Below are 22,748 nucleotides of genomic sequence, written 5' to 3' on the forward strand. Positions count from 1 at the left end.
CCTACCGTCCGCCCCGGCTCTTGACCGACCGGGCGCTCGCCGCGCGCGCCGCCCTGCTCGCCTCGGACTCCATCCGCTCGGCCGCCTCGGCGGCGCCGAGGAGGGCGTCGATGCCCGTCCGGGGCGCACGCGGCGGGGCCGGTTGGGCCGCCGGGCGGGCCGACAGCCGGGTGACGGGTGCCGGCGCGGGGCTCGGGTCGGGCACGGCCACGGTCACCTCGTACCACTCGCGCATGAGCAGCCCCTTGCGCAGCCGCTGGGCGCGCACCACCCGGCCACCGAGCTCCTCGGCACGCGCGAGGAGCCCGGTCAGGTCTGGACCGTCAAGCAGCAATCGCCTGTCCGACACCCACGGCTCCCACGGTCTCGATCGTCAGCGACGTACCCGTCACCTCCGTGTAGGACAGCACGGGAAGGCGCGGGACCGCCAGCCCCGCCACCCGACGCAGCGCCGCACGGATGGCCGGCGAGCACACGAGCACCGCCTGGCGTCCGGTCGCCTCGAGCGTCTCCACCTGGGCACGCAGCGAGGCGAGGAGCCCCTCGACCCGGTCCGGTGCGAGCGAGATCTGGGTGCCACCCTCCCCCGGCCGCAGCGACTCGAGGAGCAGCTGCTCGGTGGCCGGCTCGAGGGTGAGGACGCGCAGCACGCCCCCCTCGCGCTGGCGGTCGACGATGACGTCCGCAACCGCTTGGCGGGCGGCCTCGACAAGGCCCTCGGGGTCGGTGGAGGCCTTCGCCCGCAGGGTCAGCGCCTCGAGGATCCGGCCGAGGTCGAGGATCGGGACCTGCTCGACGAGCAGTCCCTGGAGGACCCGCTGCACCTCGCCGAGGCTGAGGACCGCGGGGACGAGCTCCTCGACGACCGACGGGTTGGTCTGCTTGAGACCCTCGACGAGCACCCGCACGTCCTCACGGCCGAGCAGCCGGTCGGCGTGGGTGGAGGCCACCGAGGACAGGTGGGTGATGAGGACCGACACGCGGTCGACGACGGTCGCCCCGGCCATCTCGGCGCTGTGGCGCAGCTCGGTGGGGATCCACTTGCCGGGCAGGCCGAAGACCGGCTCGACGACGGTGCTGCCGGGCAGCCCCTCGAGGCCCTCACCGAGCGCCAGGACTCGGCCGCGTGGCGCCGTGCCGCGTGCGACCTCGACGCCGGAGAGCCGGATCGCGTAGGTGCCGGCGGGCAGGTCGACCGAGTCGCGGGTGCGGACCGGGGGCAGGACGTAGCCCATCTCCAGGGCGGTCTTGCGGCGCAGCGCCCGGACCCGCCCGAGCAGGTCCTGGTCGGCCGAGCCACCGACCATGTCGACGAGGTCGGGGGCGAGCAGCACCTCGAGCGCGTGGACGCGCATCTGCTCGATGAGCGCCTCCGGGGTCTCGGCAACGGGCTGCAGCGCCGCAGCGGTCTCGGTGGCGGCGTCGGCGTCGGCGACCTCCGTCTCCTTGGCCTTGATCCGCTGGGCGAGGACGAGGAGAGCACCACCGACGAGGATGAAGGGGAGCTTGGGGATGCCGGGCACCAGCGCGAGGATGACGGCAGCGCCTCCCGCGATCGTCAGCGCCGTGCGCGACTGCGTGAGCTGGGAGGTGGCCATCGTGCCCATGTCGGAGTCCGACGTCGCGCGGGTGACGACGAGGCCGGTGGCCACGGACATGAGGAGGGCCGGGATCTGGGTCACGAGGCCGTCACCCACGGTGAGGAGGGAGTAGGTCTCGATGGCCTCACCCGGGCTCATGCCGAGCTGGACCATGCCGATGACGAAGCCACCGACGAGGTTGATGACCGTCGTGATGATGCCGGCGATCGCGTCACCCTTGACGAACTTCGCGGAGCCGTCCATCGCGCCGTAGAAGTCGGCCTCGGCGGCCACCTCCGCGCGGCGGCGGCGGGCCTCGTCGTCGTCGATGGCGCCGGCGTTGAGGTCGGCGTCGATGGCCATCTGCTTGCCGGGCATGGCGTCGAGGGTGAAACGTGCCCCGACCTCCGCCGCGCGCCCGGCGCCGTTGGTGATGACGACGAACTGGATGACGACGAGGATGAGGAAGATGACGAGGCCGATGACGATCGAGCCGCCGACGATGATGTGGCCGAAGGCGTTGATGACCTCACCGGCGTAGCCGTCGCGCAGCACGAGGCGGGTGGAGGCAACGTTGAGCCCCAGCCGGAACAGCGTCATGACGAGCACGAGCGCCGGGAAGATCGAGAAGTCGAGGGACTTCTTGATGTACATCGTCGTGAGCAGCACGAGCATCGCGCCCATGATGTTGACCGCGATGAGGACGTCCAGCAGCGGCGCCGGCAGCGGGATGACGAGCAGCATGATGATCCCGACGACTGCGGCCGGGGCGGCGAACTGGGTGACCTTGCCGTTCTTCATCGGCTGTCCTTCCTGGACTGGGGCATGCGGTGGGTCCCGGTGGCGGCGCCGCGACGGCGCAGGGACATGACGAAGGCGAGGACGCGTGCGACGGTCTCGTAGAGGTAGTCGGGGACCTCGTGCCCGACCTCGCACATCGCGTGAAGCGTGCGGGCCAGCGTGATGTCCTGGACGACGGCGACCCGGTGCTGGGCCGCGCGTTCACGGATCTTGGCGGCGACGTGGCCCTGTCCCTTGGCGACGACGCGCGGTGCGCCCTTGCCGGGCTCGTAGCGCAGCGCGACGGCGACGTGCGTGGGGTTGACGACGACGACGTCGGCGTCGGCCACCGCGGCGAGCATGCGGTTGCGGCTCATCGCCCGGGCCTTGGCCAGGCGCTGCCCCTTGACCATCGGATCACCCTCGGAGCGCTTGTGCTCCTCCTTGATCTCCTGCTTGGACATGCGCGTGGTCTTGCGGTTGCGGCGCATGACGACGAGGAGGTCGACGGCGGCGAGCGCGAGGCCCGCGGCCACACCCCACGTGAGGAGGGTCTGGATGCGGGAGCCGACCTCGCCGAGGATCTGCATGACCGACAGGCGGCCGGACTGCGCGACGATCGGGATGAGGCCGACGATGGCGGAGTACAGCACGGCACCGACGACGGCGGTCTTGAGGAACGCCTTGGCACCCTGCCACCACGCCTGCGGGCCGAAGAGCCGCTTGGCCCCCTTGCCGAGGTTGAACTGCTCGAAGCGGGGCTTGAGCTTCTTGGTGGAGACGTGGACCCCGCCCTGCGCGGCGCCCGCGACGACGGCCGCGAGCGCCGCGACGGCGAGGAGCGGCGCGACGGCCAGGATGGCGCTGAGCAGCCCCTCCCCCAGGGCGCGCACCGCGAGTGCCGGCTCGGGCGTCGCGATGATCTCGCGCAGCCCGAGCACGTGGCCCGCAGCGGCGTCGGAGCCACGCGCGACGACCGTCGGCACGGTGAGGACACCCGCCCCGACGACGACCCACGCGGTGAGGTCCTGGGACTTGCCCAGGCTCCCGTCCTTGCGGGCCTTCTTCATCCGTTCCGGAGTGGCCTTCTCGCTCTTCTCACCGGCGCTCTTGCTCATCGCACGACCTCCCCGATGCCGCGGATGGCCTGGTCGGCGAGCCAGTCGACGATGCCGGGAAGCGCTGCGAGCGTGATGGAGCCGAGCGTGAGGGTGATGAGGATCTTGAGCGGGAAGCCGAGGGCGAAGGCGTTGAGGGCGGGGGCGACGCGGGTGAGCAGGCCCAGTCCGACGTCGGCAAGGAAGAGGACGGCGATGAGCGGCCCGGCGACCTGGATGGCGGCAAGGAAGAGCTGGCTCACGCCCTCGGCGAGCTGACCGGCGAGGGCGCCGAGGTCGAGCGTCGCCCCGAGCGGGAGCGCGTCGAAGCTGCGGGCCAGCCCGCCGACGACGAGCTGGTACCCGTCGGAGACGAAGAGCAGGACGACGGCGATGAGCTGGTAGAAGCGGCCGAAGGGGCCGCTGTTCGTCATCGTCATCGGGTCCAGCGCCTGGCCCAGCTCGAAGCCACCGAGCATGTCGATGAGGCGCCCGGCGGACTGGACCGCCGAGAAGATCAACGCGACCAGGACGCCGAGGCCGGCGCCGGTGACGGCCTCCGACAACGCCATCGCGATGAGCGTCGCGGCGGACACCTCGACCGGCACGGTCATGGAGGAGGCGAGCGCCAGGGCCAGGCCCACCCCGAGCATCGCCTTGACGGTCGCCGGGATGGCCCGGTGGTTGAAGGGCGGGGCGATGACGAGGAAGACGGTCACCCGGACGGCCGCAAGAACGACGGGGAGCACCACGAGTGCCGCGTCCACGCCTCAGCCCCCCAGGAGACCGGGGATCCGGTCGAAGAGCTCGTGGGTGGTGACGACCAGCTCGGAGATCATCCAGTTGCCGCACACGACGATCGCGACGGCAACGCCGATCGCCTTGGGCACGAAGCTCAGCGTCACCTCCTGGATCTGGGTGACCGACTGGAGCAGAGAGACGGTGAAGCCGACGACGAGGGCGGTGACGAGGAGCGGCGCGGCGAGCTTGGCGGCCAGCCCGAGCGCCAGGGTGGCGATGTCGATGACGCCTGCGGTGTCCACTAGTAGCTCCCCACCAGCTGCGTGATGATGAGGCCCCAGCCGTCGACGAGGACGAACAGCAGGATCTTGAAGGGCAGCGAGATCATCGAGGGTGGCAGCATCATCATGCCCATCGCCATGAGCGCGGAGGCGACGACGAGGTCGATGACGAGGAAGGGCACGAAGACGACGAAGCCGATGATGAAGGCGGCACGCAGCTCGGAGAGCATGAACGCGGGGATGAGCGTCTGCATGGGTACGGTCTCCGGGCTCCCCGGGTTGGGCATGTCCGCGGCGCGGGTGAGCAGGGCGAGGTCCTCCTCCCGGGTGAGACCGACCATGAACTCCCGCAGCGGCACCTGGGCCGCCTCGAGGGCAGCGCCGAAGTCGATCTGCCCGTCGAGGTAGGGCTGGACGGCGGCGCCGTTCACGTCACCCAGGACGGGGGACATGATGAAGATCGAGAGGAACAGCGCGAGCCCGGCGAGCACCTGGTTGGGGGGCACGCCCTGGAGACCCAGCGCGTTCCGGGTGAGGGCGAGGACGACGAAGATCTTGGTGAAGCTCGTCATCATGAGGAGCAGCGACGGCGCGACTCCGAGCAGCGTGAGCGCGAGCAGCGCGATGATCGACGTCGAGGGGGTGCCCCCCGCGACGTCGACGTCGATGCCCAGGCCGGGCTCGACGGGCGCGGTCGGCGCGGTCGGGTCCTCAGGAGGCACCGGCGCGCCGTGCGCGAGGGTCGCACCGAGGACGAGCAGGGCTGCGGCGAGGGCGAGGACCGCCAGCAGCCGGGGCAGCCAGGCCGCGCGCGGGCGGCAGACCGCGGCGCTCACCGGCGCACCCGGCTTCGCAGGACCTGCCACGAGGTGCGCCACGTGTTCGGGGACAGGACCGAGCCGCCGAGGGCCGAGGGCGGGGTGGACATCGGTGCGGGCACGGTGGACTCCGGGCCCTGCGGCCCGGCGTCCTCCAGGACGAAGGGAGCGGACTCGAGCTCGGTGAGGAGGCGGACCTCGGTGTCACTGACGCCGAGGACGAGGGTCCGCCCGGCGACGTCGACGACGGTGATGCCGGAGCGGCGTCCCAGGGTCTGCCGTCCGAGGACGGTGATCGGCAGCCGCCGGACGGCGCCCCCACCGGCACCCAGCCGGCGGGCGAGGAACCACAGCAGCGCGAGGACGAGTCCCAGCGAGACCGTGACCCGCAGCGCGAGCTCGAGCGTGTCGCTCACTGGGCCGAGGTCTCCGACACGATCTCGGTGATGCGGACGGCGTAGTCCTCGTCGACGACGACGATGTCACCGCGGGCGACGAGGCGGCCGTTGACCATGACGTCGGCCGGGCTGCCGGCGGCGCGGTCGAGCTCGAGGACAGTGCCGGGGGTGAGCGCCAGGACGTCGCGCAGCGGCATCCGGGTACGGCCAATCTCGGTGGTGAGGGTGAGCTCGACGTCGTAGAGGACGCGCATGCTGCCCGGTGTGAGCGGGGCGCTGCTCACCGGGGCGGCGGTGGACACGGTGCGGATGCCGAACCAGGCCTGGACCCCGCTGCCGGCGGTGAGCGCGAAGAGCTGGACGTCGCGACCGGTGAGCGCGTCCCCTGCGGGCCGCTCCTCGGCGGCGCTGAGCACGCCGGTGCCGAGGCGCTGCGAGGCGGCCTCGAGGGCGGGGCGCAGCGCCTCGGCGAGGGTCAGCGCCGCGGCGCCGGCCATCGCCTCCGCGACGGCCTCCTCGGCGACGACGACGAGCTCGGCGCTGCCCTGCCCGACGAAGCTCGCGACGACCGCGACGGCCTCGGCGGCGGGACGCTCTCCGGGCTCGGCGCGGCGGGCGACGAGCGGCTGGGACGACGGCAGGAGCCGCGCGAGCTCCTCGGCGACGGCGTGGGTGTCGACGGTGGTGGTGCTCATGAGTTCTCCTTGACGTTGACGACCAGCCCGGCGAGGCGGGACCCGTTGGTCCCGGCGACTGCCTGGGCGAGGACGCGGTCACCGACCACGACGTCCATGGGCTGGGAGCGGGGGTGGTGAAGCGGGAGGAGGTCGCCCACGGCGAGGTCGACGACCTCCCTGGGGTGGACGGGCACGGGGGTGAGGCGGACGGTCAGCTCGACGGGCGCGTTCTGCACGGCTCGGTCGAGGAGCTCGCGCTGCTCCTGCTCGGCGGCCTCCTGGGAGGCGCTGCGCTGGTCGGGCGCGCTGTTGTCCCGCAGCGCCCCGATGATCCCCTCGGCCGGGGCCATGAGGGTGGCCGTGGCGCGGTGCTCCCCAGCGGAGACTGAGAAGCTCGCGGAGATGACCGCCGTCGTCGCCGTCATCAGCTGGAGGACCTGCGGGGAGTGCTGGAAGCGGCGCAGCTCGACGTCGACGTCGATGATGCCGGCAAAGGCGTAGTTGAGGTCCCCCAGCACACGGACCATGAGGTCGCTGAGCAGCGCCTGCTCGATCTCGGTCAGCTCCCGGTCGGGGACCGCGCCGGGTTTGCCCGGACCACCGAGCATCTGGTCGACCCAGGTGAGCGCAGTCTCCAGGGGGAACTGGACGATCCCTGGGCGGCGGTTGCTGCCGACGGCGCACACGGCGAGCGTCGTGGGCGAGGGCAGGCCACTGATGTACTCGTCGTACGTGCCCATGCCCACCGCCTCGAAAGCGATCTGGGTGGGCACGCGCAGGCGCGCCATCAGCTGGTTGGACCACTGGCGGGCGAAGGTGCCGAGCGCGACCTCGAGGGTGCGGGCGTGCTCGCGCGCCAGGGTCATCGGCCGACGGAAGTCGTACACGACCGTGCCGTCAGCACCGGGAGAGGGGGGAACCGTCACGTATGTCCCCATCGGCGGCGCCCGGGTGATGTTGAGGAGTCGCTGCGCGCCCGGCCGCAGCGGGCAGGGCGCGCGTCGTGTCACTGCGTGACGAAGTCGGTGAAGTAGACCGTCAGCACCTCCCCGTCGTAGGCCTCGACGAGCCGCTCGGAGAGCTCGGACTTCAGCTGCTCTCGCCGGTCGGGGTCATTGACCTCCGCGACGGTGCGGCCGGTGAACAGGGCAATGGCGATGTCCGTCGCGTGCGCCGTCGCGACCTCCTCGACCTCCGCGACGAGCTCGATCGCGAAGCCGAGGCGCAGGTAGTGGCCGTCGGCGAGGTTGATGTTGCGGGGCTCGATGGTGACCGTGTCACCCACCTCGGGCTCCACGGGGGCAGCCGGCTCGGCGGGACGCAGGAAGACGAAGGCGCCGGCAGCGAGCACCGCCACCACGGCCGCGAGGACGATGAGCAGCCGGCCGCGGCCGCGGCGGGAGCCGGGCTCCGGCTCCGGAGGTGTGGGCGCCGGTGCGGCCTGGCCGCCCCCGATCTTGCGGGACTGGCCCCCGATCACGCGCTTCTCAGTCATCTCAGGCTCCTTCCATGTCGTGAGCGGCCTCGGGCAGCAGCGTGCGGACCGACTCGGGCTGGGTACTCAGGACGACGACGTCGACGCGCCGGTCGAGGTCGAGGGCGTCGGGCCCTTCCGCCGCCGGGTAGGCGTCGCCGTAGCCGATGGCCCGCACCCGGGTGGGGGCGATGCCGTCGTGCTCGACCATGCGGCGCAGCACCTTGGTGGCGCGGTCCGCGGAGAGCTCCCAGTTGGTCTCGTAGGGCTCGGTGTAGGGCAGCGGGTTGGCGTGGCCCTCGAGGAGGATGTCGTTGTCCAGGGGCCGCAGGGTCGCGGCGATCGTGTCGACGACCTCGAGCGACGTGCGCGGCATGGCCGCGCTGGCCGGGGAGAAGAAGGTGTTCTCACTGACGAGGCCGATGACGAGCCCGCGCTCGGTGATGGCGAAGCGGACCTCGTCCTCCAGACCGGCCTCGTCGAGCCCGGCGCGGATGCTCTCCCGGACTGCGTCGAGGTTCCTGGCCTCCTGGCGCGCCAGCTCCTGGGGGCTGCCCTGCAGGGGGGACAGGCCGGCCGCCTCGTCGACCGGGGCGATGTCGGCGGACGGGGCGTCACCGCCGTCGAGGACGCCGCTCGAGCCGTCGACGACCGTGACGGACGCGGACGCATTGCCGAAGCCGGCGGCGAGCGACTGGGACAGGTCGTTGAACTTCGCCTGGTCGACCTGGCTGATGGCGAACAGGACGATGAACAGACACATCATGACGGTGACCATGTCCATGTAGCTGACGGTCCAGCGCTCGGAGTTCTCCTCCTCCTCCTCCTCGTGGCCGCCACGGCGGCGTCGCGAGCTCACGCCGCCTGCCCGGTGTTGTCCTCGACCAGCTCGCCGGCCGGGACCATGCTGCGCAGGCGCTCACCGACGGTGCGCGGGTTGGCGCCCGCCTGGAGGGCGAGGAGCCCCTCGAGGCTGATCTCCATCTGGGCGCACTCGAGGTCGGAGATGCGCTTGAGGCGGCTGCCGAGCGGCAGGAAGATGAGGTTCGCGGAGAGGATGCCCCACAGGGTGGCGACGAAGGCCGCCGCGATCATCGGGCCGAGATTGCTCGGGTCGGAGAGGTTCTCGAGCACGTGGACGAGGGAGATGACGGTGCCGATGATCCCGATCGTCGGCGCGTACCCGCCCAGGGAGTTGAAGAAGCCGGAGGCGACGCGGTCCTGAGCGCGCTTGGTGTCGATGCGGTCCTCGAGCATCGTGCGCAGGTCCTCGGGATCGGCGCCGTCGATGGCGGCCATCAGCCCGTCGCGGAGGAACTCGTCCTCGACGTCCTGGGCCGCGTCCTCGAGGGCCAGCAGCCCCTCGCGCCGGGCCCGGTCGGACAGGGCGACGACGGCGGCGATGGTGGCACCGCGCTTGGGGGCCTTGGCGGTGAAGGCCTTGGGCAGCGTCTTGAAGGCGTGGATGGCGTCGCGGAGAGCGCCGCCGGCGATCGAGGCACCGAGGCTGCCGACGAAGACGATGGCGAGCGGGCCGGGCAGCAGGATCGCGGTGAGGTGGACCCCCTCGGCGGTCATGAGGACGAGGACACCGCCGAATGCGACGGCCAGTCCGATGAGAGTTGCCGGATCCATCATTCCCCCTGGAGTCGAGTCGGCAGGGGAACGACGGGGCGCAGCTCGGCGCGGGCCGTGGGGGGCTCCTCCGCCGGCTGCAGCGCGCGGGAGATGACTCCGGCGCGGTACTCCTGGACCATCGCGACGACGTCGGGCATCGTCTCGGCCACGAGGTAGCGCGTGCCGTCCATGAGCACGAGGATCGTGTCGGGAGTGCACTCGATCCGTTCGATCAGATCAGGGTTGATCGCGAACGGTTGTCCGGTGAGGCGGGTCACGGTGATCACGGGTCGGTTCCATCCTGGTTGCTTCGGGCCCATCCATGAGCCCTGCACACTGACTATCGACCGCCGGGCCCGGACCTTGAGAGGTCCGGGCCCGCCGGACGTCAGCGCTTGAGGTTGACGAGCTCCTGGAGGAGCTCGTCGGAGGTGGTGATGATGCGGGAGCCGGCCTGGAACCCGCGCTGGGCGATGATGAGGTTGGTGAACTCCTGGGAGAGGTCGACGTTCGACATCTCCAGCGCACCGCCGGTCAGTGCACCGCGGCCGCCGTCGCCGGCGGCGCCCACCGTGACGTCACCGGAGTTGACGCTGGCGCGGAGCAGCGAGCCGCCGACCTTCTCCAGGCCCTCGGCGTTGGCGAAGCTGCCCACCGCGACCATGCCGACGGCTCGCTTGAGGCCGTTGGAGAAGGAGCCCATGAGGGTACCGTCGGCGCTCATCGAGAAGGACTGCAGGACCCCCGCGCCCTGACCGTTCTGGCTCGCGGCCTCGACCGTGGTGAGGGAGGCGAAGCCGGTGAGGCCGCTCATGTCGAGGTCGATCGGCGCGCCGGCAACGGTCACGCGCGGGACCGTGACGTTCTGCAGCCCGCCGCGTGCGTCGAAGGCGATGCTGCCGGCGCCGAGCTCGGTCTCCCCGTCCAGGACCTGCACGTCCCACGTCGCGCCGGGCGCGGTGGAGCGCAGCGTGTAGCGCACGTCCAGCGAGGTGGCGGTGCCGTCGGCGGCGTGGACGTCGATGCTGCGCAGCAGGCTCGTGCCGGTCTCCGCGTCGGAGGGCAGGTTGCCGGCGAAGGTGACGGTGCTCGTCGCGCGGGCGCCCATCGTCGTCGACACGGGCAGGGAAAGGTTGGTCAGCGGCCCGTTGGGGTTGACGACGCCGTTGGCGTCAGCCGCCCAACCCATGACCTGGGCGCCGGAGGAGGTGACGAGGCGGCCCAGGCCGTCGAGGGTGAAGGCACCGGCGCGGGTGTAGAGCTGCTCCCCGCCCTGGTTGACGACGAAGAAGCCGTCGCCGTTGATCATCATGTCGAGGCTACGGCCGGTCTGCTGGGCGGCGCCGGGCGTGAAGTTCGTGCTGATGCCGGCGACGCGCACACCGAGGCCGACCTGCGCCGGGTTGGTGCCGCCGTTGTTGCCCTGCGGAGCGCCGGGCGCGTTGAGCATCTGGGACAGGGTGTCCTCGAAGCGCGTCTGGGAGGCCTTGAAACCCGTGGTGTTCGCGTTGGCGATGTTGTTGCCGGTGACGTCGAGCATCGTCTGGTGGGAGCGGAGGCTGGAGATGCCGGAGAAGAGTGAACGAAGCATGGTCTGGTGTCCTTCGGGTCAGGCGGCGGGGTCGGTGGGGGTCCCGCCGGCGGGCGGGGTGACGGGCGGCAGGGCACCGACCGTGGCGAGCAGGTTCATCGGGACGACGGCGTCGCCGACGACGGCGCCAGGAGGAGTGACGGAGAAGTCGACGGCGCTGACCACGCCGCTGTGGCGCACGCCGTCACCGTCGAGATAGCTGACCTCCTTGCCGACGAGCTCGGTGGCCGAGCTGCGCATCTGCAGGTGGAAGGCCTCCTGCGTGAGCGTGGTCAGCTCGGTGAGCTGCTCCATCGTCGACAGCTGGGTGGTCTGGGCCATGAGCTCGCTCGTCGAGAGCGGCTCGGAGGGGTCCTGGTAGCGCAGCGAGGTGACGAGCAGCTGGAGGAAGTCGTCCTTCTTCAAGCCGCTCGGCGGCGGCGCGGACGGGGGCGGGCTGACCGGGGGTGTGTGGCCCGCGGAGACGGGGTCGATGGGCATGGTCGTGCTCCTTAGGCGAGGAGGTCCAGGCCGCCGTGGCGGACGGGCGTGGTCGGGGCGGCCGCCGGGGCGGCCGTGGTGACGGGACGCGCGCCGTCCCGCGCCGGCGCGGGTCTCTCGGCGGGGCCGCGCTGGTGGTTCTCGGACCCGAGGTCGAGGTCGGCGCGCAGACCGGTGGCCGCCAGCTCACGGCGCAGGTCGTGCAGCGCCCCACGCAGCGCGTCCTTGGCGGCGTCGGTCATGCCCTGCAGCTCGATGCGCACGCCGTCGGCCCCGATGTGGGCCGAGACCCGGACGGGCCCGAGGTCCTCGGGGTCGACACGGACGTGGAGGACGTGGTGGCCCTCCGGCGCCGTGCGCAGGCGCGACAGGGCCGAGGCCAGCTGCGTGCCGAGCGGCTGCTGCGGCGGGGTGGCTGGCGTGGGGGCGGCGAGCTGCTCGGCGCGGGTGACGCCGTCGGTGCGCGCCGGCTGGTCGACGCGGACGGTGCCCTCGACGGCGAGCGTGGGCGCTTCGGGTGCCGTCCGTGGCTGCTCGACTGCCACGGGCGGCGTGACGACGGGCGGCGCGCCGACGGTCGGCACGGCCGGCGCTGCGGGGCTGGCCGCCGTCGGGACGGACTCGGCGGGCGCGGCGACGACGGCGGGAGGGCCGGGGGTCACCGGCGCCGCGCCCGCAGAGGGCTCGGGCTCCGTCACGATGGCGACGGCGGGGAGGCGCGCGGCGCCGGAGACGGCAGGAGTGGCGCCGTCCGCCGGGCGCGGAGGGACGGGGGCGGGCTCGGGGGGCTCGGCGGGCTCGGCGGGCTCGTCGGGTCCGGCAGGCCGACCGGCAGGCACCTGGGCGGTGAGGGGCGCGGCCGCGGTGGCCGGGTCCGCCGAGCCGGCGGGAGCGGCGGGAGCCGTCGTGACGGCCGGCACGGGAACCGGCACGGTGGTGGGTACGGGACCAGCGGCCGCGCCATCGGCGCCGTCCCCCTGCGCCGTGCCGACGGTCCAGCCGGGGACGGCGGGGAGCTCGAGCACCGGGAGCGGGGTGCCGGTCGCGCTTCCGTCGCCCTCACCGCTCTCGGTTCCCTCCCCCGCGACCGCTGTGGCGGTCTCCGTGGCGGGCGTCTGGGTGCTCGCGGCGTCCTCGGGCTGGGTGGCGGCCGCCAGGCTGGCGGCGAAGGCGTCACCGCTGCCGCTGCGGGCGGCCGTGGGCCGGCCGGGAGCCGTCGGCGCCGGGGCGGGCGCGGTGGGGATGGTGATGCTCATCAGGCCCCCGTCGGCAGGACGCGGCGGATCGTCGTGGGCGGCGTCGTCATCTCGGCGAGCTTGACCTTCTCCCCCGGGTAGGGGGCGTGGATCCACTTGTTGCCACCGGCGTAGATGCCGATGTGGCCGCCGCCGCGGGTGACGACGAGGTCGCCGGGCCGGGCCTGGTCGATCGAGGGCACCTCGGTGCCGATCTTCATCTGGTCGCGGGCCACGCGCGGGACGTCCACGCCGAGGTCCTTCATCGCGAGCTGGACGAGCCCGGAGCAGTCCAGGCCGCCCTCGGAGAGGCTCTCCCCGCCCCAGACGTATGGGACGCCGAGGTACTTCTTGGCGGACTCCACGAGGGCGTCGCCGGTCCCGGGTGCGGCCGGCGTGGCGGCGCCGGTCGCGGCGGCGGGGGTGGCCGCCGTCGTCGTCCCACCGGCGAGGGCGGAGGCGACGGAGGAGGCGACCGAGGACGTCCCGGTGGCGGCCTCGCTGGTGAGCGCGGCGGCGAGCGCGCCGCCGAAGTCGGACGCTGGCTGCGCGGTGGCGGTCGTGGTGACGGGCTGGCTGACGGCGCTGATGGCACCCTGCAGCTCGACCATGCGGGCCTGGACGGCGGCGATGCTCATCGCGCGGCCTCCCGTAAGCGGACGCGCTGGGAGGCGACCTCGTCGAGCGTGAGCTGCTCGGCGTGGTTCTCCTCGTCGAGCTCGGCGAGGCGGTGGCGCTCGGCGAGCTTGCCGATGGTCGTGCTGCGGCGGCGGGCTGCCGACCACTCCCCCTGCGCGGCCTGCTCGTCGGCCTGCGCGAGCTCGGCCACGGTGGCGGCCTCGACGGCCGACGCGCTGGCCGCGGCGCGGGCGGCGACGGCGGCCTGCCAGCTGAGCACGTCCACCTGGGTGGGCAGGCTCGCGCTGTCGAGGGCCGCCAGGGCCTGCACGGTGCGGGAGTCGGCGGTGCGCCGGAACTCGCGGCGCTGCACGAGGGCGGCTGTCGCGCGGTCCTCCTCCATCTGGCGCAGCCGCGCCACGCTCTGCAGCCGGAACGGCTTCATGACATCACTCCCATTCCCGCGACGAGCGCGCTCAGGTGGGCCCAGGACTGCTCCGCGTCGACCGTGTCGGCGACGTCCTGGCGGAGGAAGGCGTCGATCGCGTCGGCGTGTGCGACGGCCGCGTCGACCCTGGGGTTGGAGCCGGCGACGTAGGCACCGACGTCGATGAGGTCCTGCGCCTGGCGGCGGGCCGCCAGGACGGAGCGCAGGGTGGTGGCCGCGGCCCGCTGCTCCGCCGTCGTCACCCGGGAGGCGACGCGCGAGATGGAGGCGATCGCGTCCACGCTGGGGAAGTGGCCGGTGACGGCGAGCTTGCGGTCCAGGACGACGTGGCCGTCGAGGATGGACCGGGCGGCGTCGGCAATCGGCTCGTTGTGGTCGTCGCCGTCGACGAGGACGGTGTAGATACCCGTGACGGAGCCGGTCGAGCCGGTCCCCGCCCGCTCGAGGAGCTGGGCGAGCATCGAGAACGTCGACGGCGGGTAGCCGCGCGTGGCGGGCGGCTCGCCGACCGAGAGACCGATCTCGCGCTGCGCCATCGCCGCGCGGGTGAGGGAGTCCATCATGAGGACGACGTCGGTGCCCTGGTCGCGGAAGTACTCCGCCACGCGGGTGGCGGTGAACGCCGCCCGCAGGCGGACGACCGGGGGCTCGTCGGACGTCGCGACGACGACGACGGAGCGGGCCAGGCCCTCGGGGCCGAGGTCGTCCTCGAGGAACTCGCGCACCTCGCGGCCACGCTCGCCGACCAGGCCGATGACGTTGACGGTCGCGTCGGTGCCGCGAGCGATCATCGACAGGAGCGAGGACTTGCCCACGCCGGAGCCCGCGAACAGGCCCAGCCGCTGACCGCGGCCGGCGGTGACGAGCGTGTCGAGGACACGCACGCCGAGGGACAGCGGCTGGTCCACGCGGGCGCGCTCCAGGGCGGAGGGCGCCTGCGCGGTGACGGGCACGGATTCCTCGACGCGCAGCGGGCCCTTGCCGTCGATGGGCCGGCCGAGGCCGTCGAGCACGCGCCCGAGCAGCCCCTGGCCGACGCCGATGGTGAGCGGGTGGCCGGTGGAGCGGGCGGGAGCGCCGATGCGCAGCCCGTCGACCGGTCCGAGTGGCATGCAGCGGCTGGAGTCGCGGCCCAGGCCGACGACCTCCGCGCCCACGGTCCAGCCACCGGCGTCGATGTCGACGAGGTCGCCGACGGCGAGGGGCAGGCCGGTCACCTCGACGGTGAGCCCGACGACGGAGCGGACCACGCCCACCCGCTGGGGCCGGGCAACGGTGAGGGCGCGCTGCCAGCGGCCGGCGGGCCGGGCGGTGGGCGCCGCGAGCTGGACGGTCACTCCGTGACCCCCAAGGCGTCGCGGACCCGGGAGAGGGCGGCGTCGACGCGTGCGTCGAGGTAGCCCTCCTCGAGCTCGCTCAGCGCGTCCCCTCGTCCGAGGGTCGGGTCCGGGACGAGCTCGACGCCGTCGGGGAGGTGGAGCTCGATCGGGAGAGCACCGAGGGTCGCCGCGAGGTGGGCGAGGTCCTCCGGGTTGAGGCGGACGCGGACCAGGCCCTCGTCGCGCACGGACAGCGCACGCCGCAGGGCGGACCGTGCCGATGCGTCACCGTCCCGCAGCTCCGAGCCCAGCACGGTCTCGGCGAGGTCGACGGCCGCGCGGGTCAGCGCGTCCTGCGCCTCGGTGAGGACGGGGGCGGAGCGGCGGCGGGCGGCCTCGGCGGCCTGGGCCAGCACACCGAGCGCCTCCTGGGCCGCGGTCGCGGCCTGCTGGGCGCGGACGGCCAGCTCCTCGGCGCCCCGACGGCGCTGCTCCTCGGCATCCTGGGCGGCGGCCCGGGCACCGGCCGACCAGCCGGCGGTGTACCCGCTGGAGTAGCCGGCCGCCACGGACGCCGCCTCGGGGCGAGAGGCATGGAGCGGGGTGAACACGGGACCCGTGTGGGTGACCTCAAGAGACATACTCGTCCTCCCCGTCCCGGCGCACGACGATCTGGCCGGACTCCTCCAGCGTGCGGATGACCTTGACGATGGCGCCTCGGGCGTCGTGGACCTCCGAGAGGCGAACGGCACCGGCGATCTCCATCTCGTCCACGAGGTCGAGGCGGGCACGCTCGGACAGGTTGCGCTTGATCTTCTCGGTGAGCTCCGCGGACGTGCCCTTGAGCGCGAGCGCGAGACCGCTCGTGTCGGTCTGGCGCAGGACGAGCTGGACGGCGCGGTCGTCGAGGTGGATGACGTCCTCGAAGGTGAACATGAGGCTGCGGACCTGCTCGGCGAGGGCCTCGTCGCGCTGGCCGAGCTCCTCGAGGATCTGCTTCTCGGTGCTCGGGTCGGCGCGGTTGAGGATCTCGACGAGGGGCTGGATGCCGCCCACCGCCGTCGTCGCCTCACCGGCGGTGAGGACGTGGCCGGCGCGTCGCTGAAGGCTCTCGGCGATGGTCGACACGGCCTCCGGGCTGGCCTGCTCCATGGTGCCAATGCGCATGGCGACGTCCGCACGCTCCGTGGGCGGCAGTCCGGCCATGATGGCCGAGGCGCGCTCAGGACGCAGGTGGGCGAGGACCACGGCCATCGTCTGGGGGTGCTCCCCGTTGATGAGCGACAGGACCTGACGGGCCTCGGCCTGCTGGAGGAAGTCGAAGGGCTGGCCGGCGAGCAGCGTGGTGAGCCGCCCCATGACGAGGCCGGCGCGCTCGACGCCGAGGGAGTCCTCGAGGAGCCGCTGGGCGTACTCGAGGCCACCGTGGCCGGCGACGGGAGCTCCGCCGTTGGCCTGGTCGTAGAACTCGACGAGGACCTGGTCGGCGATGGCGGTCGGCACCGTCTCCATGCGGGCGATCTCGGCGGAGATCTCCTCGACCTCCTGCTCGTCGAGGAGCGCGAGCACCTTGGTGGCGCGCTCGTGGCCGAGCTGGAGGAGCACGACGGCGGCCTTCTGCGGGCTGGTGAGGTTCACTGCTTGACCGCCATCCACTGGCGCAGGCGGTCGGCGACCGCGCTCGGGTCCTCGTCGGCCATCGCGACGACACCCAGGCGGGCGGCCTCGGTCGCGTCCGGCTCGATGACGCGCATCTCCGGGGCGGGCTCGAGGATGCTCGTGTCCGGCTCGAAGGGCTCGGGTGCAGGCAGCTGGCTGACCTCGAGCTCGCCGAGGTCGATGTCCTCCCGGTTCCGGCCGCGGCGGGCGCGGCGCAGGATGGCGAGGAGGACGACGAGGAGGACGACGGCGATGAGCCCGCCCCGGATGAGGGCGTCGCGCTGGGCGGCCGCGGCAGCAGCCGCCTCGACGTCCGCCTGGGCGTCGAGCGCCTGCTGGGCGGCGTCCGCCGTCGAGGTGTCGAAGGCCATCTGCGCGACGGCGACCTGGTCACCACGCTCCGCGTCGATGCCCGCGGCCACCGCGACGATGTCCTCGAGCTCCTCCACGGTGATCCCGGCGGCGGCGACCGAGTCGACGACGACGGACACCGACTGGCGCGTGACCCCGCCGGGGGTGACGGTGGTGAGCTCGGTGACCTTGTTGACGGCGTTGTTGGTCGTCGCGTCCTCGCGGGTGTAGTTACCGGCACCGTCGCCGTTCGGCACCGCGATGTTGTCCGGGCCGAGCACACCGCCGACGGCCTGGCCGCCGCCCTGGTACTCCTCGGTGCTGCGGGTCTCGCTGAGCGGCGGGGTGCCCTCCGCCGGGCTGAAGGTCTCGCTCGTGCGCTGGGTCGCGTCGCGACCGAGCTCGGCGTTGACCGACACGACGGCGTTGCCGGCGCCGACCACCCGGTTGAGCATGGTCTGCACCTGCCCGGCGACGCGTTCCTCGTACTCGGTGGCGCCGTCGGGACCGCCGCCGCCCGGGGAGGTGGTGAGCACGGCGCCCTCGGAGTCGACGACCGACACGTTGAGCGGGTCCATGCCCGCGACTGCGGAGGAGACGAGGTTGACGATCGCCTGCACGGAGCCGGAGTCGATCGTCTTGCCCGTCTCCGCCTGGACGAAGACGGAGGCGGTCGGCTCGGGCGCCGTGTCGGTGAAGACGCTCTCCTCGGGCAGGGCCAGGTGGACCGTCGCGGAGGACACGCCGTCGAGCGCGCGCACCGTCTTGGCGAGCTCGCCCTCGATGGCGCGCTGGTAGCTCACCTGCTGCTGGAAGTCCGAGCTCGTCATGCCCATGTCGTCGAGGAGGCTGTAGCCGCCCTCCTCGGTCGGCAGACCTTCGGCAGCGAGCGCGATGCGCTGGTCGTAGACCGTCTCGGCGGGCACGAGGACCGTGGCGCCGCCGTCGGTGAGCTCGTAGGTGATGCCGGCGGCCGTGAGCTGGTCGACGACGGCGGAGGCGTCCTCGCCGGACAGACCGCTGAACAGCGGGCTCATCGTCGGCCGGTTGGCCCACGACGTCGCGACGACGATGCCGAGGACGAGGGCGGCGATGCCGATGAGGGCGAGCGTCTTCTGGGGGAGGCTGAACTCCGCCACCCGCTCCTTCAGGCGTGTGAACGCGCTGGTGACGGACGCGGGCATCAGGCCTGCATCCGCATGATCTCGTTGAACGCGTCAACCGCCTTGTTGCGCAGCGCGACGGTGAGCTCGAGCGCGACGGCGGCCTCAGTGGCCGCGATCGTGTAGTCGTGGACGTCCTCGAGGTCACCGGTGACGGCCTTGAGGGCGAGGTCGGAGGAGACCTCCTGCTTCTGGCTGACGCCGTCGATGGCGGAGGCAAGCACGGAGCCGAAGGCGCTGCCGTCGCTCGCGGCCGGGTCGACGGCCTCGAGGCCGTCGAGGTAGCCGGTGGGCGAGACGGCGGAGATCGCGTCGATCGCGGGCATCAGTTTCTCCCGATCTGGAGGGCGGACTGGTAGCTCTCCCGGGCTCGGTCCACGACCGCTGCGCTGGCCTGGTAGCCGCGCTGGGCCATGATGAGCTGGGTCATCTGGCTGGACATGTCGACGTCGGGGTAGCGCACGTACCCCTCCTCGTCGGCGAGCGGGTGGTTGGGCTCGTGGACCAGGCGGCCCTCGGCGCTGCCGAGCTCGATACCGGCCACCTGGGCGCCGGCGGGCTCGCCGTAGCTCATCGCGGTGGCGACGACGTAGCGGGCCTGGAAGGCGGCGCCGTCCGTCGAGCTGGCGTTGTTGACGTTGGCGAGGTTGTCGCTGACGGCGTCCAACCACTTGCGGTGGACGGTCATGCCGGTGGAGGCGATGCCGATCGCGTCAAAGGTCATCAGGCGCTCCTGATCGCGGTACGGATGGCGGTGAAGCTGCCGTCGATGGAGCGGGTCGCCACCTGGTAGCGCAGGTTCGCGTCGATGTTCGACAGCGTCTCGGTGTCGAGGTTGACGTTGTTGCCGTTCTCGCGCGTCGGCTCGAGCGAGCGCTCGACGCTCGCCTCGACGCCGGCGTCGCGTCCGGTGCGGACCGCGTTGGCGAGGGCGTCCTCGAACTGCACCCGCCCGGCGAGGAAGCCGGGGGTGTTGACGTTGGCGATGTTGTCGGCGATGACTCGCTGGCGCAGCGAGAGCGCGTCGAGGGCGCTCTTCATCGCCACGGAGGTCACTGAATCGAACACGTGGGTCTAACCCCTTAGTGAAACTGCGGTACGTGCGGCCGATCCATGGCCTGGTGGCGAGCTGTCCGTGCTCACCCATCCCTGATCGGCAGCCGTCGGGGACGTGTGAGGGGTTGATGGGGAGTTCTCCCCATTGAGCAGTGGAGTGCTCTCTGGCTGACTGGGAGCACCCCCGGACGCCGATGGCCGGTGCCTCCCGCTGCCCCCGGGATCCGACTGTCGGCATCCCTGTCGTGACCGCACGCGGACATGCCACAACACCGTGTGCCTTTCGGGTCCCCTGTGAGGACCCGGAAGACACACGGTGTTCGTCGGACGCTGGTCAGCCGGCGGCGTCGAGGTAGACCGGGCGGCGCGGTCCGCCCGCCCGGAGCACCTCGGTGAGCCGGGCCTGGCGCCGGCTGAGGACGAGCGCCTCACCCAGCCGTTGGGCGACCTCGGCCTGACGATCGACGAGCAGCTGGGCGCGCGCCCGTAGCGGCTCAGGCAGCGGCCCGAGGCCGGGCGGCGGCGTCCAGGGCGGGGCCGGCGCGGTGACGTGGTCCCCCGCGAGCATCGCCTCGGTCTCGGCGACGTCGAGCTCGAGCTCGGTGAGCGCGGCCTCCCAGCGGGCGCGGAAGGCGTCCGGCGTCGCGGCGGTGACGTCCATCAGCCGACGGCGACGGCAGCGGTGCCGGTGCCGGGCATGGCGGCGGCCTGGTGCCAGGCGTCGCGGAGGGGGGTGACGAGCGTGCGGCAGGCGGTGACCTTGGCGGCGTCGTGGCCGACGTTGGCGGTGACGAGCTCGGAGTAGAGGTAGTTGTAGATGTCGAGGAGCTGCTGACCGCCGTCCCAGGCGCTGACGTCCAGGCTGCAGCGCAGCTCGTGGACGATCTGCTGGGCGTGCCCCAGCTGCTCGTTGGCGCCCGCGCGGTCCCCCGAGCCGATCGCCGCGATGGCGCGGTCGAGGTCGAGGAGCAGACGGTCGTAGAGCATGGTGAGCAGCTGCGCCGGGGAGGCGGTGGCCAGGGACTCCCGGCGGAACTTGGCGAGCAGTGCGGCCTGGTTCATCGGTTCTCCTACTGCTTGCTAGCGTTGAGGCCGGCGATCTGGTTGGTGAGCCAGCTCTGGGTGGAGTTGAGCCGCGAGAGCCGGACCTCCATCGAGCTGAACTGCGCGACGAGCTGCGCGCGCCTCGCGCTGAGCCGCTCGTCCCACTTGGCGACCTGGGTCCCCAGGTCCTTGACGACGGACTCCTTGGACGTGATCTTGGCGGTCAGCGTGCCCTCGTCCGCGCTGGACGCCCGCTCGGCCACCTTGCCCACGCGCTCGGCGATGGCCTGCACCATCTCCATCGTCCCCTTGGGGTCGTCGGTCATGGCCTTGTCGAAGGCGGCCTTGTCGAGTGAGACCGCACCGTGGCGGTCCATGCTGATGCCGATCGTGGACGGGGACTGCCCGTTCACGGCGCTCGTCATGGCGGACTGGACGTCGTTGGTGAGAAGACGGATGGCCGAGTCGCCCGAGAACAGGCCACCGGTGACGACAGTGTTTCCGGAGGCATCGGTCTCCGTGGTTGTGCGGGAGCGCGAGGCGATCTCGGACAGCACGACGGACACGTTGCTCACGAGCTCGTCGGCGAGTGCGCGCTGTGCGTCGGTGTCGGTGGTCGCGGTGATCGTCACGGGCTGTGCGGAGGCCTTGCTGACGGTGACGTCCACGCCCTCGAGGACGTCGGTGAAGGTGTTGCTCGCGCTGCTGAGGGGGTACCCGCCCGTCGCGGACGACGGCCAGATGGTGATCTTCGCGTCCTGAGCCTTGGTGAGGGCGGTGCCTGCTGAGGCGAGGACCTCCGAACCCGCGCCGCCCGCACGCACGGTGAAGGCGTTGGCCTCACCGGTACGTCCGCTGAGCTGGAGGCTGTAGGTGGGTTCCTTGTCGGTGCCCCCGGTACGCACCCGCGTCGCGCTGATCCCCGTCTTGGCGGTAAGCGTGTTGATGGCGGCAGCGATGTCGTCGGTGTGTGTGCCAGACGGGCTGATCTCGTAGGTCTCCCCACCAGCGTCGAGCGTGAAGGAGGCCGCGAGCTTTGTGGGGTCCAGCAGGGAGACCTGCCCGGAGGCGAGCTGGGTGACGGAGAGCTCGACCGTACCGGGCTTGGCGCTCGCCGAGCCGGCGACGGTCACGGCGTCGGAGGAAGCGGTCGGTTTGGTCACCGTCCAGGACTTGGGATCGGCAACCTTGGTGGCTGCGGTGGCGAGCGAGGCGACCCTGTTGTTGAGTCCCTGCAGCGCCGAGACCAGCTGGGACGCCATCGTCGACTTGTTCTTGAGCAGGACCTGCTGGTTCGCCTGGATCTTGACCAGACCGTCGATGATGGCGGTCGTGTCCAGACCGCTGACCATGCCGTCGATGCCGATCGTCATCCCGGCGACCTCCCGTGCGTGTGTGGTGGGTATGCGGCCGGCGGCCCGCCCAGGAGTGAGCGGGCCGCCGGTCGGTTGGTGCAGTGCTACCGGGCCAGGCCCGGTAGCGGTCAGCGCAGCAGCGAGAGGATCGACTGCGGCATCTGGTTGGCCTGGGCCAGCATGGAGGTGCCGGCCTGCTGGAGGATGTTCGCGCTGGTGTAGCTGACCATCTCGTTGGCCATGTCGGTGTCGCGGATCCGGGACTCCGACGCGGTGAGGTTCTCGACCGAGACCTGCAGGTTGTTGATGGTGTGGTCGAGACGGTTCTGCTTCGCACCGAGCTCGGCACGGACCTTGGAGACCGTGTCGATCGCAGTGTCCAGCGTCGTGATGGCGGTGCTGGCGTTCGTCACGACGTCGAGGGCGTCCACGCCGAGACCGGAGGAGCTCATCGCCGTGGCGATGTTCACCGTGATGACCTCGCCTGCGTTGGCACCGACCTGGAAGGTCTGGCCGGTGTAGGTGCCGTCGAGCAGGGCGCGGCCGTTGAACTGGGTCTGCTTGGCGATGTCGTCCAGACCAGCGGCGAGCTCGTCGACCTCCGCCTGGATGTTGGTCTTGGCCGTGTCGCTGAGCGCACCGGTGTTGGAGGCCTGGACGGACAGGTCACGCATCCGCTGGAGGATGGCGTGCGTCTCGGTGAGCGCACCTTCAGCGGTCTGGACGACGGAGATGCCGTCCTGAGCGTTGCGGACGGCGACGTTGAGGCCACCGATCTGGGAGCGCAGGCCCTCCGAGATCGCCAGGCCCGCGGCGTCGTCGGCCGCGCGGTTGATGCGGAAGCCACTGCTCAGCTTCTCGAGGGAGGAGCTGAGGTCGTTCTGCGTCTGCGAGAGGTTGCGGTACGAGTTCATCGCGGCGACGTTGTTCTGCACGGAGAGTGCCATGGTGTTCCTCTTCTTCCTG

At 72.2% G+C, this 22,748-nt stretch carries 29 protein-coding genes; all 29 read right to left on the reverse strand.

From position 1 onward, the window contains the following. Position 1: 1 nt before the first annotated feature. The 29 genes from M3148_RS13230 to M3148_RS13370 all read right to left on the reverse strand — a co-directional run bounded on the left by M3148_RS13230 (position 2) and on the right by M3148_RS13370 (position 22,729). Entirely contained in the window at positions 2-349 is a 348-nt protein-coding gene (locus tag M3148_RS13230) for a hypothetical protein (RefSeq protein ID WP_251305174.1), read from the reverse strand. Continuing rightward, on the reverse strand, positions 324-2,381 hold the full coding sequence (locus M3148_RS13235; protein ID WP_251305175.1) for a flagellar biosynthesis protein FlhA: 2,058 nt from the start codon (positions 2,379-2,381) through the stop codon (positions 324-326). The genes M3148_RS13230 and M3148_RS13235 overlap by 26 nt, the downstream gene beginning before the upstream one ends. Further along, positions 2,378-3,478, reverse strand: a complete 1,101-nt coding sequence (locus tag M3148_RS13240; RefSeq protein WP_251305176.1) for an EscU/YscU/HrcU family type III secretion system export apparatus switch protein — start codon at positions 3,476-3,478, stop codon at positions 2,378-2,380. The genes M3148_RS13235 and M3148_RS13240 overlap by 4 nt, the downstream gene beginning before the upstream one ends. Next, entirely contained in the window at positions 3,475-4,224 is a 750-nt protein-coding gene (locus M3148_RS13245; protein ID WP_251305177.1) for a flagellar biosynthetic protein FliR, read from the reverse strand. Before M3148_RS13245 ends, M3148_RS13240 begins: the two co-directional genes overlap by 4 nt. A gap of 3 nt (positions 4,225-4,227) precedes the next feature. Beyond that, positions 4,228-4,500, reverse strand: coding sequence for a flagellar biosynthetic protein FliQ (locus tag M3148_RS13250; protein WP_251305178.1), 273 nt, complete (start codon positions 4,498-4,500; stop codon positions 4,228-4,230). Then, positions 4,500-5,315, reverse strand: a complete 816-nt coding sequence (gene fliP, locus M3148_RS13255) for a flagellar type III secretion system pore protein FliP (RefSeq protein ID WP_440136955.1) — start codon at positions 5,313-5,315, stop codon at positions 4,500-4,502. Before fliP ends, M3148_RS13250 begins: the two co-directional genes overlap by 1 nt. Then, the gene (locus M3148_RS13260) at positions 5,312-5,713 is read right to left on the reverse strand and encodes a FliO/MopB family protein (RefSeq protein ID WP_251305179.1); all 402 of its coding nucleotides are present in this window, start codon (positions 5,711-5,713) and stop codon (positions 5,312-5,314) included. Before M3148_RS13260 ends, fliP begins: the two co-directional genes overlap by 4 nt. Then, positions 5,710-6,390: a flagellar motor switch protein FliN gene (fliN, locus tag M3148_RS13265; RefSeq protein WP_251305180.1), complete on the reverse strand. Its 681-nt coding sequence runs from the start codon at positions 6,388-6,390 to the stop codon at positions 5,710-5,712. The genes M3148_RS13260 and fliN overlap by 4 nt, the downstream gene beginning before the upstream one ends. Next, the gene (locus M3148_RS13270) at positions 6,387-7,310 is read right to left on the reverse strand and encodes a flagellar motor switch protein FliM (protein ID WP_285884681.1); all 924 of its coding nucleotides are present in this window, start codon (positions 7,308-7,310) and stop codon (positions 6,387-6,389) included. The genes fliN and M3148_RS13270 overlap by 4 nt, the downstream gene beginning before the upstream one ends. A 68-nt stretch (positions 7,311-7,378) precedes the next feature. Then, entirely contained in the window at positions 7,379-7,867 is a 489-nt protein-coding gene (locus tag M3148_RS13275) for a flagellar basal body-associated FliL family protein (protein ID WP_251305182.1), read from the reverse strand. A 1-nt stretch (position 7,868) separates the two neighbouring features. Beyond that, entirely contained in the window at positions 7,869-8,705 is an 837-nt protein-coding gene (locus M3148_RS13280) for an OmpA/MotB family protein (RefSeq protein ID WP_251305183.1), read from the reverse strand. Continuing rightward, a complete protein-coding gene (locus M3148_RS13285) occupies positions 8,702-9,481 on the reverse strand; it encodes a motility protein A (protein ID WP_251305184.1) in 780 nt (259 codons plus the stop codon). Before M3148_RS13285 ends, M3148_RS13280 begins: the two co-directional genes overlap by 4 nt. Beyond that, positions 9,481-9,750 carry a flagellar FlbD family protein gene (locus M3148_RS13290; protein WP_251305185.1) on the reverse strand — a complete coding sequence of 90 codons (270 nt, stop codon included), beginning with the start codon at positions 9,748-9,750 and terminating at the stop codon, positions 9,481-9,483. The genes M3148_RS13285 and M3148_RS13290 overlap by 1 nt, the downstream gene beginning before the upstream one ends. Positions 9,751-9,851: 101 nt before the next feature. Continuing rightward, positions 9,852-11,054, reverse strand: a complete 1,203-nt coding sequence (locus tag M3148_RS13295; RefSeq protein ID WP_251305186.1) for a flagellar hook protein FlgE — start codon at positions 11,052-11,054, stop codon at positions 9,852-9,854. An 18-nt stretch (positions 11,055-11,072) separates the two neighbouring features. Then, positions 11,073-11,534, reverse strand: a complete 462-nt coding sequence (locus M3148_RS13300) for a flagellar hook capping FlgD N-terminal domain-containing protein (protein WP_251305187.1) — start codon at positions 11,532-11,534, stop codon at positions 11,073-11,075. 11 nt (positions 11,535-11,545) lie between these two features. Beyond that, positions 11,546-12,790, reverse strand: coding sequence for a flagellar hook-length control protein FliK (locus tag M3148_RS13305; RefSeq protein ID WP_251305188.1), 1,245 nt, complete (start codon positions 12,788-12,790; stop codon positions 11,546-11,548). After that, positions 12,790-13,407 carry a C40 family peptidase gene (locus M3148_RS13310; RefSeq protein WP_251305189.1) on the reverse strand — a complete coding sequence of 206 codons (618 nt, stop codon included), beginning with the start codon at positions 13,405-13,407 and terminating at the stop codon, positions 12,790-12,792. The genes M3148_RS13305 and M3148_RS13310 overlap by 1 nt, the downstream gene beginning before the upstream one ends. After that, positions 13,404-13,832: a flagellar FliJ family protein gene (locus M3148_RS13315; protein ID WP_251305190.1), complete on the reverse strand. Its 429-nt coding sequence runs from the start codon at positions 13,830-13,832 to the stop codon at positions 13,404-13,406. The genes M3148_RS13310 and M3148_RS13315 overlap by 4 nt, the downstream gene beginning before the upstream one ends. Further along, entirely contained in the window at positions 13,829-15,172 is a 1,344-nt protein-coding gene (locus M3148_RS13320; RefSeq protein WP_251305191.1) for a FliI/YscN family ATPase, read from the reverse strand. Before M3148_RS13320 ends, M3148_RS13315 begins: the two co-directional genes overlap by 4 nt. Then, positions 15,169-15,795, reverse strand: coding sequence for a FliH/SctL family protein (locus M3148_RS13325; RefSeq protein ID WP_251305192.1), 627 nt, complete (start codon positions 15,793-15,795; stop codon positions 15,169-15,171). Before M3148_RS13325 ends, M3148_RS13320 begins: the two co-directional genes overlap by 4 nt. Beyond that, positions 15,785-16,792: a flagellar motor switch protein FliG gene (fliG, locus tag M3148_RS13330; protein ID WP_251305193.1), complete on the reverse strand. Its 1,008-nt coding sequence runs from the start codon at positions 16,790-16,792 to the stop codon at positions 15,785-15,787. Before fliG ends, M3148_RS13325 begins: the two co-directional genes overlap by 11 nt. Next, a complete protein-coding gene (gene fliF / locus M3148_RS13335) occupies positions 16,789-18,348 on the reverse strand; it encodes a flagellar basal-body MS-ring/collar protein FliF (protein ID WP_251305194.1) in 1,560 nt (519 codons plus the stop codon). The genes fliG and fliF overlap by 4 nt, the downstream gene beginning before the upstream one ends. Further along, positions 18,348-18,653, reverse strand: coding sequence for a flagellar hook-basal body complex protein FliE (gene fliE / locus M3148_RS13340; protein WP_251305195.1), 306 nt, complete (start codon positions 18,651-18,653; stop codon positions 18,348-18,350). The genes fliF and fliE overlap by 1 nt, the downstream gene beginning before the upstream one ends. Next, positions 18,653-19,051 (reverse strand): flagellar basal body rod protein FlgC, encoded by a 399-nt coding sequence (locus M3148_RS13345; protein WP_251305196.1) that lies wholly within the window; start codon positions 19,049-19,051, stop codon positions 18,653-18,655. Before M3148_RS13345 ends, fliE begins: the two co-directional genes overlap by 1 nt. Further along, positions 19,051-19,395: a flagellar basal body rod protein FlgB gene (locus M3148_RS13350; protein WP_251305197.1), complete on the reverse strand. Its 345-nt coding sequence runs from the start codon at positions 19,393-19,395 to the stop codon at positions 19,051-19,053. The genes M3148_RS13345 and M3148_RS13350 overlap by 1 nt, the downstream gene beginning before the upstream one ends. Positions 19,396-19,717: 322 nt before the next feature. Beyond that, the gene (locus M3148_RS13355) at positions 19,718-20,044 is read right to left on the reverse strand and encodes a hypothetical protein (RefSeq protein WP_251305198.1); all 327 of its coding nucleotides are present in this window, start codon (positions 20,042-20,044) and stop codon (positions 19,718-19,720) included. After that, on the reverse strand, positions 20,044-20,445 hold the full coding sequence (fliS, locus tag M3148_RS13360) for a flagellar export chaperone FliS (protein ID WP_251305199.1): 402 nt from the start codon (positions 20,443-20,445) through the stop codon (positions 20,044-20,046). Before fliS ends, M3148_RS13355 begins: the two co-directional genes overlap by 1 nt. An 8-nt stretch (positions 20,446-20,453) precedes the next feature. Further along, the gene (gene fliD, locus M3148_RS13365) at positions 20,454-21,800 is read right to left on the reverse strand and encodes a flagellar filament capping protein FliD (RefSeq protein ID WP_251305200.1); all 1,347 of its coding nucleotides are present in this window, start codon (positions 21,798-21,800) and stop codon (positions 20,454-20,456) included. Positions 21,801-21,910: 110 nt separating this feature from the next. Beyond that, positions 21,911-22,729: a flagellin N-terminal helical domain-containing protein gene (locus M3148_RS13370; protein ID WP_251305201.1), complete on the reverse strand. Its 819-nt coding sequence runs from the start codon at positions 22,727-22,729 to the stop codon at positions 21,911-21,913. Between the last annotated feature and the right edge of the window lie 19 nt (positions 22,730-22,748).

The organism is Georgenia satyanarayanai, assembly GCF_023715365.1.
Taxonomy (GTDB): Bacteria; Actinomycetota; Actinomycetes; order Actinomycetales; family Actinomycetaceae; genus Oceanitalea; species Oceanitalea satyanarayanai_B.

Coding starts and splice junctions, on each gene's coding strand:
- M3148_RS13235 (WP_251305175.1), bottom strand. CDS start 2,381: ATGAAGAACGGCAAGGTCACCCAGTTCGCCGCCCCGGCCGCAGTCGTC.
- M3148_RS13240 (WP_251305176.1), bottom strand. CDS start 3,478: ATGAGCAAGAGCGCCGGTGAGAAGAGCGAGAAGGCCACTCCGGAACGG.
- fliN (WP_251305180.1), bottom strand. CDS start 6,390: ATGAGCACCACCACCGTCGACACCCACGCCGTCGCCGAGGAGCTCGCG.
- M3148_RS13270 (WP_285884681.1), bottom strand. CDS start 7,310: ATGGGGACATACGTGACGGTTCCCCCCTCTCCCGGTGCTGACGGCACG.
- M3148_RS13275 (WP_251305182.1), bottom strand. CDS start 7,867: ATGACTGAGAAGCGCGTGATCGGGGGCCAGTCCCGCAAGATCGGGGGC.
- M3148_RS13285 (WP_251305184.1), bottom strand. CDS start 9,481: ATGGATCCGGCAACTCTCATCGGACTGGCCGTCGCATTCGGCGGTGTC.
- M3148_RS13295 (WP_251305186.1), bottom strand. CDS start 11,054: ATGCTTCGTTCACTCTTCTCCGGCATCTCCAGCCTCCGCTCCCACCAG.
- M3148_RS13300 (WP_251305187.1), bottom strand. CDS start 11,534: ATGCCCATCGACCCCGTCTCCGCGGGCCACACACCCCCGGTCAGCCCG.
- M3148_RS13305 (WP_251305188.1), bottom strand. CDS start 12,790: ATGAGCATCACCATCCCCACCGCGCCCGCCCCGGCGCCGACGGCTCCC.
- M3148_RS13310 (WP_251305189.1), bottom strand. CDS start 13,407: ATGAGCATCGCCGCCGTCCAGGCCCGCATGGTCGAGCTGCAGGGTGCC.
- M3148_RS13315 (WP_251305190.1), bottom strand. CDS start 13,832: ATGAAGCCGTTCCGGCTGCAGAGCGTGGCGCGGCTGCGCCAGATGGAG.
- M3148_RS13325 (WP_251305192.1), bottom strand. CDS start 15,795: ATGTCTCTTGAGGTCACCCACACGGGTCCCGTGTTCACCCCGCTCCAT.
- fliF (WP_251305194.1), bottom strand. CDS start 18,348: ATGCCCGCGTCCGTCACCAGCGCGTTCACACGCCTGAAGGAGCGGGTG.
- fliE (WP_251305195.1), bottom strand. CDS start 18,653: ATGCCCGCGATCGACGCGATCTCCGCCGTCTCGCCCACCGGCTACCTC.
- M3148_RS13345 (WP_251305196.1), bottom strand. CDS start 19,051: ATGACCTTTGACGCGATCGGCATCGCCTCCACCGGCATGACCGTCCAC.
- M3148_RS13355 (WP_251305198.1), bottom strand. CDS start 20,044: ATGGACGTCACCGCCGCGACGCCGGACGCCTTCCGCGCCCGCTGGGAG.
- fliS (WP_251305199.1), bottom strand. CDS start 20,445: ATGAACCAGGCCGCACTGCTCGCCAAGTTCCGCCGGGAGTCCCTGGCC.
- fliD (WP_251305200.1), bottom strand. CDS start 21,800: ATGACGATCGGCATCGACGGCATGGTCAGCGGTCTGGACACGACCGCC.
- M3148_RS13370 (WP_251305201.1), bottom strand. CDS start 22,729: ATGGCACTCTCCGTGCAGAACAACGTCGCCGCGATGAACTCGTACCGC.